This is a genomic window from Pseudovibrio ascidiaceicola (assembly GCF_900114245.1).
GTDB lineage: Bacteria > Pseudomonadota > Alphaproteobacteria > Rhizobiales > Stappiaceae > Pseudovibrio > Pseudovibrio ascidiaceicola.
The window spans coordinates 1-13168 of record NZ_FOSK01000009.1 but is presented as its reverse complement, the minus strand read 5'-3'; the positions used below and the strand labels follow the sequence as shown (position 1 = coordinate 13168).

11 protein-coding genes are annotated in these 13168 nt (G+C 53.0%); 8 read left to right on the top strand and 3 right to left on the bottom strand.

Going from position 1 to position 13168, the window contains the following annotated elements; genetic code table 11:
* Positions 1 to 28: 28 nt before the first annotated feature.
* Positions 29 to 1744: an adenine deaminase gene (gene ade, locus BM231_RS16985; protein WP_093521531.1), complete on the bottom strand. Its 1716-nt coding sequence runs from the start codon at positions 1742 to 1744 to the stop codon at positions 29 to 31.
* A gap of 481 nt (positions 1745 to 2225) precedes the next feature.
* On the opposite strand from ade, the gene zwf reads away from it, so the two are divergent.
* The 6 genes from zwf to BM231_RS16955 all read left to right on the top strand — a co-directional run bounded on the left by zwf (position 2226) and on the right by BM231_RS16955 (position 9175).
* A complete protein-coding gene (gene zwf, locus BM231_RS16980; RefSeq protein WP_063312222.1) occupies positions 2226 to 3698 on the top strand; it encodes a glucose-6-phosphate dehydrogenase in 1473 nt (490 codons plus the stop codon).
* 235 nt (positions 3699 to 3933) lie between these two features.
* Positions 3934 to 5808 (top strand): phosphogluconate dehydratase, encoded by a 1875-nt coding sequence (edd, locus tag BM231_RS16975; RefSeq protein ID WP_093521203.1) that lies wholly within the window; start codon positions 3934 to 3936, stop codon positions 5806 to 5808.
* Positions 5808 to 6449 (top strand): bifunctional 4-hydroxy-2-oxoglutarate aldolase/2-dehydro-3-deoxy-phosphogluconate aldolase, encoded by a 642-nt coding sequence (gene eda, locus BM231_RS16970; protein WP_063300938.1) that lies wholly within the window; start codon positions 5808 to 5810, stop codon positions 6447 to 6449. Before edd ends, eda begins: the two co-directional genes overlap by 1 nt.
* A gap of 230 nt (positions 6450 to 6679) precedes the next feature.
* Positions 6680 to 8323 (top strand): glucose-6-phosphate isomerase, encoded by a 1644-nt coding sequence (pgi, locus tag BM231_RS16965; protein WP_093521201.1) that lies wholly within the window; start codon positions 6680 to 6682, stop codon positions 8321 to 8323.
* 117 nt (positions 8324 to 8440) lie between these two features.
* A complete protein-coding gene (locus BM231_RS16960) occupies positions 8441 to 8716 on the top strand; it encodes a glycine zipper domain-containing protein (RefSeq protein ID WP_057460914.1) in 276 nt (91 codons plus the stop codon).
* Positions 8717 to 8911: 195 nt separating this feature from the next.
* Positions 8912 to 9175 (top strand): glycine zipper domain-containing protein, encoded by a 264-nt coding sequence (locus BM231_RS16955; protein ID WP_093521530.1) that lies wholly within the window; start codon positions 8912 to 8914, stop codon positions 9173 to 9175.
* Positions 9176 to 9187: 12 nt separating this feature from the next.
* Here the strand turns inward: BM231_RS16955 and BM231_RS16950 are convergent, their stop codons facing one another.
* Both BM231_RS16950 and ald read right to left on the bottom strand, forming a co-directional pair.
* Positions 9188 to 10135, bottom strand: coding sequence for a transcriptional regulator (locus tag BM231_RS16950; RefSeq protein WP_093521199.1), 948 nt, complete (start codon positions 10133 to 10135; stop codon positions 9188 to 9190).
* A 169-nt stretch (positions 10136 to 10304) separates the two neighbouring features.
* Positions 10305 to 11438, bottom strand: a complete 1134-nt coding sequence (gene ald / locus BM231_RS16945; protein WP_093521197.1) for an alanine dehydrogenase — start codon at positions 11436 to 11438, stop codon at positions 10305 to 10307.
* Positions 11439 to 11594: 156 nt separating this feature from the next.
* Here ald and BM231_RS16940 point away from each other — a divergent pair, with 156 nt between their 5' ends.
* Together BM231_RS16940 and BM231_RS16935 are read left to right on the top strand one after the other, a co-directional pair.
* Positions 11595 to 12062 carry an Lrp/AsnC family transcriptional regulator gene (locus BM231_RS16940; RefSeq protein WP_093521195.1) on the top strand — a complete coding sequence of 156 codons (468 nt, stop codon included), beginning with the start codon at positions 11595 to 11597 and terminating at the stop codon, positions 12060 to 12062.
* 126 nt (positions 12063 to 12188) lie between these two features.
* Positions 12189 to 13064, top strand: a complete 876-nt coding sequence (locus tag BM231_RS16935; protein ID WP_093521193.1) for an SMP-30/gluconolactonase/LRE family protein — start codon at positions 12189 to 12191, stop codon at positions 13062 to 13064.
* Positions 13065 to 13168 lie beyond the last annotated feature (104 nt).

Genomic DNA, 13168 nt, shown 5'->3' with positions numbered 1-13168 from the left:
AGAAACCGAGAGATATCAAAGCCCTGCTCTATTGAATGAGCTGAAAACTCGACACATCAAAAAGCCCAAAATCTGTAATTTTAAGGTGGGGAATAACCGGAAGAGGCAAGAATGCGACCTGTAAAAACGGCTCGGGCAACACACAATTGAGCGATTTTGCGGCTTTGCGCAGCACTTCCAAACGCTCTTTGACTACCTCAAAACGCTCCAGGCTCATCAATCCGGCAAGTGGCAATTCCATCTCAGCCAGCACCTCATCACCTTCAGCAACCACAAATCCACCGCGCAACGCAATGCATCGGTTCACAGCTGTTGCCATGGCTTCCTCATTGGCCCCAACCACACAGATATTGTGGCTATCATGCCCGACAGACGAGGCAATCGCCCCCGATGTCATTCCAAAACCATTTACGAACCCTGTCGCAATGTTCCCAGTCTTTCCATGACGCTCAACAACAGCCACTTTGATAGCATCCTGGCCAAGATCGATCTGGGAGTAGTTATGCTCAACCGGCAGATCCATTTTCAAATGCTCAGTAATGATTAGACCCGGTTTCACACCAATCACAGATGTTTCGCGCTGAGCAGGCACTCGGAAGCTCTCAGCATGCACAGGTTCTGCATGGCAACTGTCTAACAACCCGTCCGGCTCAATCAGTTTACGGCTGGCAAACAACTCATCCGAAACCACACGCCCAGCACTGATCACCTGATCCACATCGCAGCTTTCCAGATCATTGAGCAGCACGATATCCGCACGCCAACCCGGCGCAATCAACCCACGATCTCGCAGACCAAACGCAGTGGCCGCAGACCAGCTTGCAGCACGGTAGACGTCACGAGGCGCGCATCCATGAGCAATCAGGCGCTTGATGAGACAATCAAGATGTCCCTCCTCCGCAATATCAAGCGGGTTCCGGTCATCAGTACAAAGAGCAACAAAACTGGCCCGTTCTGGTGTCAGAACAGGAGCCAATGCATCCAGATCTTTAGAGACAGACCCTTCACGGATCAGGATCGTCATGCCCTTAGAGATTTTCTCCAGCGCTTCTTCTGCGGTGGTTGCTTCATGATCTGTTCGAATGCCGGCAGCAAGATAACCATTCAAGGCCTTGCCACGAACCAGAGGAGCATGACCATCAATATGCTCCCCTTCGAACTCCGCAATTTTAGCCAATGCGTCCGGATCACCCGCCAACACACCAGGGAAGTTCATGAACTCCGCTAATCCGATAACGCTTGGATGGTCTTTGAACGGCATTAGATCATCAATCTCCAACCGTGCACCAGCTGTTTCAAATTGAGTAGCGGGTACACAGGAAGACAGATTCACCCGCAAATCCAGAATGGTCTCAAGAGAACTGTCGAGGAAATACCTGATGCCAGCAGCACCCGTCACATTTGCAATCTCATGCGGATCACAGATCGCAGTCGTCACACCATGGGGCAACACACACCGATCAAACTCAAACGGCGTCACTAACGATGATTCCACATGAAGATGAGTGTCGATAAAGCCCGGCACAGCAATCTTACCACTACAGTCGATCTCATTCACACCCTCATAGGTGTCATAAGTCCCAACAACCTTCTCACCAGAAATCGCAATGTCAGTTTTCGTCAGGCTGCCGTCGATCACATTGAACAACTCAACATTCTTCAGCACCAGATCGGCAGGTGCATTGCCCTGCCCCTGATCGATGAGTGTTTTTAAACCGGCAACTTTTTGCTGACGAGATCCCATGCCATTTCCTCCCAGAAGAAGCATAGGGCATGCCTCCTCAATTATATTTCCCTTGGGGCAAGCCTAGCAAAAGATCGCAAGCTCCCCAATGCCAGCATTACAAATGCTTGTTGGAATTGTACAAATCATGACAGTGGGAAAACAAAACCCACAGAAACTGCATTATTTTGATGGTGGCTCCCCCTTTCAGCACGCCGAACTGCCTAGTTTCTAGGCACATTCGTATTTTTGCTTGCATTTTGATGAAACCCGCATCAAACAGAGGTGCAATTTTATAAATGCAACCTTTGTATGAGTTTTGATGCAGATAAGAGCAGTCCAACTGCCAAGCTTGCGGCTCACGTCCGCGCCTCTCACAACTCTACAATCAAATTTAATTCAGTTGGCCTGCTGGCTTGCTCCTGCAAATTCTCCAACTGATACCGCATGCCAAGCAATTGAAGCCGGATTTCCGATACCGGCTCACGACTAAGGGAACTCCATGGCGAACCGTCCTGCTCAATCTGACCCATTTGATCTCGTTGTTTTTGGAGGCACCGGCGATCTTGCACACCGCAAGCTGCTCCCAGCTCTCTATCATCGCGAACCAGTCGGTCATCTGGGTGAAGACGCGCGCATCATCGCCGTTTCCCGCCGCGAGCTCAGCGATACAGAATACCGCGACTGGGCCCGTACTGCCATTTGTGAGCACGTCGCTGAAGTAGATCAGGAAGCTCTCGAACGCTTCCTCGCTCGCATCCAATATGTGTCCGTTGACGTTGCTCAGAACACCGGTTGGGAAGCTCTGGAGCAAAAACTGGCGGGCCGCGAAGACGTTGTCCGTGCTTTCTACCTCTCTGTTTCTCCAGACTTCTTCGGCCCAATCTGCTCCGCGCTCGGCGAACATAACCTCGTGACAGAAACGTCCCGCGTCACCATCGAAAAGCCGATCGGCAAGAACGGCAGATCTGCGCACGACGTCAACGAAACCATCGGTTCTGTGTTCAAAGAGCACCAGATTTTCCGTATCGATCACTACCTCGGCAAAGAGACCGTTCAGAACCTTATGGCCCTGCGTTTTGCTAACGTGCTGTTCGAACCACTCTGGAATGCCGCTCACATCGACCACGTTCAGATCACCGTGGCTGAAACACTCGGTGTCGAAAGCCGCGCTGGCTATTACGACACTGCAGGCGCTCTTCGCGATATGGTTCAAAACCACCTGCTTCAGCTGCTTTGCCTCGTTGCTATGGAACCACCTGAATCCATGGCACCAGACAGTGTTCGCGACGAAAAGCTGAAAGTGCTCAAAGCCCTCCGTCCAATGAGCACCGAAATGGTCGAGCGCAACACTGTTCGCGGCCAGTACCGCGCTGGCGCATCCGCAGGCGGCGCTGTGAAAGGCTATCTGGAAGAACTGGGTCGCAACGATTCCAACACAGAAACCTTCGTAGCTGCCAAGGTAGACATCGAGAACTGGCGTTGGGCCAACGTACCGTTCTACCTGCGCACCGGCAAACGCCTCGCCGCTCGTGTCTCCGAAATCACCATTCAATTCAAAGATCTGCCTCACTCCATCTTCCTGCCAGATGCTGGACGAATTGCTGCAAACAAGCTGGTCATCCGCCTGCAGCCAGATGAAGGCGTGAAAATGCAGGTGATGATTAAGGACCCGGGCCCGGGTTCCATGCGTTTGCGCGAAGTACCGCTGGACATGACCTTTGCTGAAGCTTTCAGCTCCCGTCATCCGGATGCTTATGAGCGCCTCATCATGGATATGATCCGCGGCAACCAAACCCTGTTCATGCGCCGAGACGAAGTAGAAGCGGCATGGACATGGATCGACCCAATCCTCGAGCAGTGGTCCCAGATCAAAGAAGCTCCTAAGCCTTATACCTCAGGCACCTGGGGTCCATCGGCCTCCATCGCCCTTATCGAGCGTGATGGTCGTACATGGCATGACGAAACATACTGATTAAGTTGCAGGTGCCGGTCCCCGGCACCTCACCACCCTAGCAAGTATTTCTCCCACTTGCGCCAATCCCCGAAACAATCAAAATTGCCTATGGCAGAGTTGTCACAATAAAAATTAAACTCAGAATTTAAATCGATTAAAACGACCAAAATCAGGGATTCCTCCTCCCATTCCCGCAGCTGGTCATTCGGTTTGACTGATGAAAAGTCAAAGAACAAAAGGCAGAGCAAAAGACATGGTTTACCCTCGCCTCAAAGAGATTACGGATCGCATAATTGAACGCAGCGCCGCGAGCAGACAAGATTATCTTCGTCGCATGCAGGCGCAGCATACCCAAGCACCACAACGTACAAACCTCGGCTGCACCAACCTTGCACACGGCTTTGCTGCATGCCCCGCAGCTGACAAGCAACACCTCGCCACAGACAAGCAGCCAAACCTCGGCATCATCACCGCTTACAACGACATGCTCTCCGCCCACCAACCATATGAGAGCTACCCGGAAATCATCCGAGAAACAGTCCGCAAAATTCAGGCGACAGCTCAGGTTGCTGGCGGCGTACCAGCCATGTGCGATGGTGTCACGCAAGGTCTGCCAGCGATGGACCTGTCACTGTTCTCCCGCGACCTGATCGCCATGTCCGTTGCTGTAGGCCTGTCCCACGGCATGTTTGACGCAGCTGTGTTCCTCGGTGTTTGCGATAAGATCGTTCCCGGCTTGCTCATCGGCGCTTTGTCCTTTGGCCATCTGCCTGCTATCTTCCTGCCAGCCGGCCCAATGACCTCCGGTATTGCCAACGACGAGAAAGCCCGCATCCGCCAGCTGTTTGCAGAAGGCAAAGCCACCCGCGAAGAACTGCTCGCTTCTGAAAGCGCATCCTACCACTCTCCGGGCACCTGTACGTTTTACGGCACTGCAAACTCCAATCAGATGCTGATGGAAATCATGGGCCTGCACATGCCGGGCAGCTCCTTCATCAACCCGCTGACGCCCCTGCGCAAAGCACTGGTTGAAGAGGCAGTCACACAAGTCGTCGAACTCACCGCACAGCGCAGCACACCTACGCCGCTCTTCGAGATCATCGACGAACGCGCGATCGTAAACGGTGTCGTTGGCTTGCACGCAACAGGCGGCTCCACCAACCACACCATGCATCTTGTTGCCGTGGCAGCCGCGGCTGGCATTCAACTCACCTGGCAGGACATTTCAGACCTCTCCGAAGTCGTCCCGCTGCTCGCCCGCGTCTATCCAAACGGCAAAAGCGATGTAAACCATTTTGAAGCAGCAGGAGGAATGGGTTTCCTCATTCGCGAACTGCTGGATGCAGGCCTGCTGCACAAAGACGTTAAAACAGTCAACGGAACTGGCTTGGACGGATACACCGTCAATGTCTTCCTTGATGACAAGGGCGGCGTCCTCCGCAAGCCAGCCCCAGCTAAGGCATTGGATGAAACCATCCTTGCGCCAATGTCCGTTCCGTTCAACAAAGACGGCGGCCTCAAAGTCCTCACAGGCAACCTCGGCTCTGCCATCATCAAAACCTCTGCTGTCGCACCTGATCGCCATGTCATCGAAGCTCCGGCTCAGGTTTTCCATACGCAGGAAGATGTTGAAGCTGCCTTCAAAGCAGGCGAACTCAACAAAGATGTGATTGTCGTCCTCCGCTACGTCGGTCCGCAAGCTTGCGGCATGCCAGAAGCCCATAAACTGACACCGCCTCTTAGCGTTGTGCAGAACCGGGGGTATAAAGTCGCACTTGTAACAGATGGTCGGATGTCCGGCGCCAGTGGCAAGATCCCAGCTGCAATTCATGTTACTCCCGAGGCCATGGATGGCGGACCAATTGCAAAGGTAAAGGACGGTGACTTGCTGCGCCTTGATGCAGTAAGCGGTACGCTGGAGCTGCTTGTTCCTGCAGATGAGTTTGCGCAAAGGCCTGCCGCACCTGCAGACCTGCAAGCTTACCAGAGTGGAACTGGACGAGAATTATTCGCAAGCTTCAGAGCAAACGTGAGCTCAGCCGACACCGGCGCTCGCCTTTTCAATCTGGAGCAAATCAACAAAACCCAACAGAATGCTGACACGGTCAGCGCAATGGAGACAGTGTAATGGCTCAGAACATCGAGCGCGTAGAAGCAATCATGACCGCCGCCCCGGTGATCGCAGTTCTCATTGTGAATGACCCTAAAAAAGCAGTGCCAATGGCTCAGGCCCTCGTTGACGGTGGCATCCCCGGCATCGAGATCACCCTGCGCACCCCAAACGCTCTGGACTGCATCAAAGCAGTTGCCGACAACGTGGAAGGCGCTCTGGTTGGTGCAGGTACCGTTCTCACCCATCAGCAGTACGAAGCCTCTGTCAAAGCAGGTTCAACATTTGTCGTTTCTCCGGGCGCAACAGACAATCTGATCGCAGCTGCTGAAGACTTCCAGCAAACTCCTTTGCTTCCGGGCACATGCACTCCGTCAGAAGTGATGAAGCTTTTGGAAGCAGGCTATGAGCGTCTCAAGTTCTTCCCAGCTGTCCCAGCCGGCGGCACTCCAATGTTGAAAGGTCTGTCTTCTCCTCTGGCTGCGGCTAAATTCTGCCCAACTGGTGGTATCAACCTTGGCAACGCACGTGATTTCCTTGCTCTGCCAAACGTACTTTGTGTTGGTGGCTCCTGGATCGCAGACGCAAAAGCAATTGAATCTGAAGACTGGGCCGGTATTGAAAAGCGGGCTCGCGAAGCAGCTGCATTGACTGTTTAATCGCAAACCATCACGATTGATTGCATTGAATTTCTTACCCGGGGTCTTACATCAAGGACCTGTCATGCTCCTAAAAACAGGAACAGATTTTCGGGTAAGAAGACGTATAAAAACAAAACTTTGAAGCAGTTTGCACGTCCCGAAAACGAGCAAGCTGCTTTACGGTAAATTGGCAAGGCGCGACACTCGCTGCCAGCCAGAAGCTATTACAAGAATAAATGGAGGCCTCGATGCCGACAGCTAATCCAAAAGATATCTTTAAGCGCCTTGATGAACACGCTCAGGCCATTCATTCCACTAAGATTACCGATCTCTTCGCTGCAGATCCTTCTCGTTTTGATAAGTTCTCCCGTTCTTCTGACGACCTGCTCTACGATTTCTCCAAGAATAAGCTGACCGAAGAAACCCTTGAGCTCCTGCTCGAACTCGCACGCGCTGCCAATGTTGAAGCAAAACGTGATGCCATGTTCGTAGGTGAACACATCAACACCACTGAAGATCGCGCTGTGCTGCACACCGCTCTGCGCAACCAGTCCGAGAACCCGGTTCTGGTGGACGGCAAAGACGTTATGCCTGACATCAACGAAGTTCTCGTCAACATGGGCGACTTCGCAGAAGGCATCCGCTCTGGCGAAATCACAGGCCACTCCGGCGAGAAGATCACGGACGTCGTCAACATCGGCATTGGCGGCTCCGATCTTGGCCCGGTGATGACAACTCTGGCGCTGGCCCCATACCATGATGGCCCGAACCTGCATTACGTCTCCAACGTAGATGGCGCACACATCGCCGACACACTGGAGAAACTGAACCCGGCGAAAACCCTCTTCATCATCGCCAGCAAAACCTTCACCACTATTGAGACCATGACCAACGCGGCAACGGCCCGTCGTTGGATCGCCAAACATAACGGCGAAGAAGCTGTTGGAGCACACTTCGCAGCTGTCTCCACCGCACTGGAAAAAGTCGCGGCCTTCGGCATTTCCGAGGAGCGTGTCTTTGGCTTCTGGGACTGGGTCGGCGGACGTTACTCCATCTGGTCTGCGATCGGCCTCCCGCTTATGATCGCTATCGGCCCGGACGCATTCTCCGATTTCCTCGGCGGCGCCCATGCAATGGACAATCACTTCCGCACAACCCCGATTGAAGACAACATCCCGTTCCTGATGGGCCTCATCGGCGTCTGGCATCGCAACGTGTTGGGTTACGACACCCGCGCAGTTCTGCCATATGATCAGCGCCTCGCCCGCTTCCCTGCCTACCTGCAGCAGCTGGACATGGAATCCAACGGTAAGAGTGTCACCAAAGACGGCACTGCTGTTGAAACCCAGACCGGCCCAATCGTCTGGGGTGAGCCTGGCACCAACGGCCAGCATGCGTTCTACCAACTGATTCATCAGGGTACGAGCATCATTCCTTGCGAATTTCTGGTTGCTGCCAACAGCCACGAAGAGGACCTGCAAGTCCATCACAATCTCCTTCTGGCAAACTGCCTTGCCCAGAGTGAAGCCTTGCTCCGTGGCCGTTCTCTGGACGAGGTTGAAGACAAATTTCGTAAAGATGGAAAATCTGAAGAAGAGATTGCCAAACTAGCTCCACAAAAGGTCTTCCCGGGTAACCGGCCTTCAACCACCCTCATCTATGATCGTCTTGATCCATTCACACTGGGTAGATTGATCGCGTCTTATGAACATCGCGTCTTCGTTGAAGGAGCGATTTGGAACATCAACTCCTACGACCAGTGGGGTGTTGAACTTGGAAAAGAACTTGCGACACAGCTGTTGCCAATGGTTGAAGGCAGCCAATCTGCAGCAAACAAAGACAGTTCGACCCAAGGCTTGTTAAAATACCTAAAGAAGGCGAGGAGCCTCTAATTTTTAACAAACTTTAACCATGTTCTTTTTGTTAGCTCAGCCTCACAAAGTTAGAGCTGCCAGGAGGTATCGGGGTCCGGTCAAATTGGGATTGGCAGCAAAAGGAGACTGGAAAAAATGAAAAAAATTGCTCTTGCTGGTGTAAGTGTTGCTTTGCTTGCCCTTGCTGGCTGTAACACATCCTCAAGCACAGACCGTACTCTCATCGGCGGTGGCCTTGGTGCTGCGACTGGTGCAGCTATCGGTGCTGCCACAGGCGGTGGTGTGGGGTCTGCTGTCGCTGGTGCAGCAATCGGCGGTGTAGCTGGTGGCATTGTTGGCAATGTGACAACTCCGAAAAACTGTACTGCCTATGATCAGTATGGTCGCCCTTACCGCGTGAAGTGCCCATAAGCCTCGCAAAAAGATTTGGTTATACCATTCCAAAGGCCCTGCAATTGCGGGGCCTTTTTGCGTTACATACCTACAAGTCTCAAAAGACAAACAGCTTCAACTTAACCACCTTGCCATCTCGTCAGCCGCATTCATTCATCTGCAACAGGTCAAGCACTACCTTGGGTTTCAAACAATCAGACCATGGGTAGGATCGTGAGAAAAATAATAATCCTAACAGCCACCCTGCTCACACTCAGTGCTTGCAGTGAGTATAACCGAACAGACCGCGTCCTTGTTGGCGGTGGTCTTGGTGCAGCCACAGGCGCTGCCATTGGGGCTGCAACAGGTGATGTTGGCGCAGCCTTTGCCGGTGCTGGTATCGGTGCAGTTGCAGGCGGTTTAATCGGAGCAGCCACCACCCCGCGCCGCTGTGTTGGTTACGACACCTATGGCCGCCCTTACTACTACCGCTGCTGACAGCAATCGTTTCTACAGATCAGCCATAAACTCCGGCGCAGCCATGTCCAGCTTGAAGCTGCGCGGGCTTTTGGCACTCGAACTCTGCTGCACCATCTTCTTGTAGATGATCTTATGCGCAGCCGCCAAAGCCATTTTAGCGTATTTCATCGCACCAACGCTGTGCCGATTGCCAGAGATCCCTGCTCTACGCAGCAAACCATTGGCATAGATGATCGCATAAAAATCCCTGATCTCAGTGGTGAAGTGCTCAGTGGTCACCGAGATGTTCACCTCATCATGGTTCTCAACCCGATGCGGGTTGTTAAGTGGCCAGTGCGCCATCTCACCCGGGCTCAGCGTCACCTTTGTAGCGAACTCATCATACCAGGGCTCAAAGCGGATCTCTTCTTCGGTCGTCCCAAGGAAGATACCTTCCAACTGCTCATCAGAAAGAAACGGCGCGGTATTTTCATAAATATAAACGTCCTTATGGCCCTTCACTTGCCAGAGGGATTGTCCGGGTACATCTGCATGATAGTACACTTGAGCACCGGGGGAAGAAATCAGCATCCCGGTCTTGTGCTTAAAGGTCTCAAAGCCCGGAACCTTCACCTCAAGCTCGTCGAAAATTTTCGACGTGACTTGCCTGAAGCCCTCATCCCATTCCTGAAGTGCACGAAGAGAAAGCCAGAAACGCCCTTCTTCTACAGCACGAAGCACGTCCTCGCCTTTGGTACCTTCAATACTGCCCTGCAGCCACTGGGACTTCTTGGTGCCAATTGCACCGGGACGAACAAAGTCATAATGCTCAGAAGGAGTTGTCTCAATCAATCGCGCCAGATTTTCTGGCAGAAAGACAGGCAGCTCATGCAGGCGGTTGCTCAGCAGGAGCGTGTGCTTGCCGAACACCTCTTTGTAATGCTCTTTCCAATCAACAATCAAATCATGCTGAAGAACCAATTCCAAATCATGATACATGACGCCGCCCAATCCGAAAAATACTAGTTAATTTTGACCAGTATATCCAAGCTGCACCTGCAAACTCATTAACGTGGCGGCAAACCGATGACAGGGTAAACAGAACCTTTATCAACGCAAAACGGGAGCCAGTGGCTCCCGCTTCCAATCTCTAAGTCCGCTTGGACTTTCAGGCTGCTTCAGTTTCCTGAACCAGAGCAGCTTCAGGAGCCACGTAAGTGTAGCCAAGGTTTTCAGCAACTTCAGCAACAGTCACCTGACCCTTGTAAACGTTCAGACCCGGCAAGAAGCCTGGGATGTCACGAAGAGCAGCTGCGTAGCCTTTGTCAGCCAGCGCCAGAACGTATGGCAAGGTCGCATTGTTCAGCGCGTAGGTAGAGGTGCGAGCCACAGCACCTGGCATGTTTGCCACGCAGTAGTGAACCACTTCATCCACGATGTAGGTTGGATCCTGGTGAGTTGTTGCGCGGGACGTTTCAAAACAACCACCCTGGTCGATTGCAACATCAACCACAACAGAACCCGGCTTCATCGCCTTGATGTGTTCTTTGGTCACCAGTTTCGGCGCAGCAGCACCAGCCACCAGAACAGCGCCAACAACCAGATCAGCGGCCAGAACTTCTTTTTCCAGCGCGGCACGGTTGGAGAACACTGTCTTCAAACGGGAACCAAAACGAGCAGAAAGAGCGTCGAGAACATCAACGTTTCTGTCCAGAACAGTCACATCGGAACCAAGGCCGATTGCCATTTCAATTGCGTGGGCACCAACAACACCACCGCCAATCACAACGGTTTTCGCAGGAGCAACACCCGGTACGCCGCCGAGAAGAACACCAGCGCCGCCATTAGCTTTCTGCAGTGCAGTTGCACCAGCCTGAATGGACAGACGACCAGCAACCTGAGACATTGGCGCCAGCAGAGGAAGGCGGCCTTTTTCATCCGTTACTGTTTCATAAGCGATGCAAACTGCACCAGAAGCGACAAGGTCAGCAGTCTGCTCTGGATCCGGAGCCAGGTGTAGGTAGGTGAACAGCAGGTGATCAGGACGGAGCATCTTGCGCTCAACAGCCTGAGGTTCTTTCACCTTCACAATCATTTCTGCTTTCGCGAAGACTTCAGCAGCAGTCGGCAGGATGGATGCACCAGCTGCAGTATAGTCAGCATCGCTCGCGCCAATGCCAACACCGGCATTGGTCTCAACAACCACTTCGTGGCCATGAGCAACAACTTCGCGCACGCTGTCTGGCGTCAGACCAACGCGATATTCGTGATTTTTTATTTCCTTAGGAACACCAACAAGCATCACATTCTCCCAATCAGCTTCGGCTTTGTGTTTCTACATAGCTTATGGAAATCTCGGCTGCAGATGCTTGCAATGTGCGCACGACACGGTACATTTTAGCAAACATCTACGAATAAACATCGTTCAGACACAATAATCTGCGAAAACGGCAAAGCTATGAAACTCGACAAGCTTGATAAAAAGATCCTCCGCGCGCTGCAGGACAATGGCCGTATCTCCAATTCTGATCTCGCAGATCATGTGGGTCTGTCCGCCTCTGCCTGCTTGCGCCGTGTCCGGACGCTGGAGTCTGAAGGCGTTATCGAGAAGTACGTCGCATTGCTTAATCCGAAGAAATTGGGCAAGCGTATGAGTGTCTTTGTCGAGATCTCGCTCGGCTCTCAGTCAGAGGAAGCTCTTTCGACATTTGAGAAGGCCGTTGATCGCTCCACCGAGATCATGGAGTGTCACCTCATGGGTGGCGATGCGGATTACATCCTGCGCGTGATGGCCGATGATCCAGTTGATTTTGAGCGCATCCACCGCGACCACCTCACCCGCCTTCCCGGCGTTGTCCGCATGCGCTCCTCCTTCGCGATCCGCTCCACCAAACAAGGCAGCGCCCTGCCAATTTCCGAAGGTTAAATCACCGCGGAAACCTTGCGGTTTTCTCACAGGCATACTCGACGCTCCTGCCAAACCTCTCTATAACAACGCTCAATTGTATATCGCCTGCAGCTCTCCCGGGCTGCATGAGTATGGAGCACGACTTTGACCCCAATTATCACTTGCTTGCTGGACGGTCGCTACGAGCTGGCCGAAGGTCTCCTCTGGGATGAACTGACAAAACACCTGTTCTTCTGTGACATCCTCGGAAAACAGATCCACGCAATGCATTGGGATAGTAAAGAAGTCACCACATGGGACTTCCCGAAAGTCGTTGGCTCCTTTGGCCTTTGTAAAGACGGCCGCCTCATCGTGGCGATGAAAGACGAAATCATCCTGTTCGATACAGGCACCAAAATGTACGAGGTCATCGCGAAGATTGAGCCGGATAACCCACGTACTCGTCTGAACGACGGCAAGGTTGGACCTGACGGCGCATTCTGGGTGGGCACCATGGACGACATCAGTCCAAGAACACCAATCGCCAGCCTCTATCGCGTCACACCAGACGGCAATGTCACGCAAATCGCTACAGAGATCAGAACCTCCAACGGCTTGGCGTGGTCTCCGGACAACAAGACCATGTACCACTCTGACACCGGCTCCGGCGAAGTCTTCGCCTATGATTTCGACCGTGACTTCGGCGCGGTCACCAACCAGCGCAAGTTCCTGCAGCTGGACAACACAGTGGGCAGACCGGACGGCGCCACAACAGACACCGATGGCAACTACTGGTCCGCAGGCGTCTCAGCAGGCAACGTCAACTGCTTTGACCCGGAAGGACAGCTGCTGCAATCCATCGCCATGCCAGTCCCACGCCCAACTATTCCGTGCTTTGCAGGTCCAAGCCTCAATACACTGGTCGTGGCAAGCCTGCGCCCGCATGGAGATGACGAGCTTCTCAAAGAGTTCCCTAAATCAGGTGGTCTCTTTGCAATGGATGTAGAGCACAAAGGCCTGCCAACCTGCCGCTTTGGCTAAGCGCTGCGCCAAAAAGGCCTGCCTTACCTCCAAAAAAGCAAACAGAATTAGCACCGCTGGCTCATGTCCGGCGGTGTTGTTGTTTGAGCCCGCAAATACGGGGT

Coding starts and splice junctions, on each gene's coding strand:
- ade (WP_093521531.1), bottom strand. CDS start 1,744: ATGGGATCTCGTCAGCAAAAAGTTGCCGGTTTAAAAACACTCATCGAT.
- zwf (WP_063312222.1), top strand. CDS start 2,226: ATGGCGAACCGTCCTGCTCAATCTGACCCATTTGATCTCGTTGTTTTT.
- edd (WP_093521203.1), top strand. CDS start 3,934: ATGGTTTACCCTCGCCTCAAAGAGATTACGGATCGCATAATTGAACGC.
- eda (WP_063300938.1), top strand. CDS start 5,808: ATGGCTCAGAACATCGAGCGCGTAGAAGCAATCATGACCGCCGCCCCG.
- pgi (WP_093521201.1), top strand. CDS start 6,680: ATGCCGACAGCTAATCCAAAAGATATCTTTAAGCGCCTTGATGAACAC.
- BM231_RS16960 (WP_057460914.1), top strand. CDS start 8,441: ATGAAAAAAATTGCTCTTGCTGGTGTAAGTGTTGCTTTGCTTGCCCTT.
- BM231_RS16950 (WP_093521199.1), bottom strand. CDS start 10,135: ATGTATCATGATTTGGAATTGGTTCTTCAGCATGATTTGATTGTTGAT.
- ald (WP_093521197.1), bottom strand. CDS start 11,438: ATGCTTGTTGGTGTTCCTAAGGAAATAAAAAATCACGAATATCGCGTT.
- BM231_RS16940 (WP_093521195.1), top strand. CDS start 11,595: ATGAAACTCGACAAGCTTGATAAAAAGATCCTCCGCGCGCTGCAGGAC.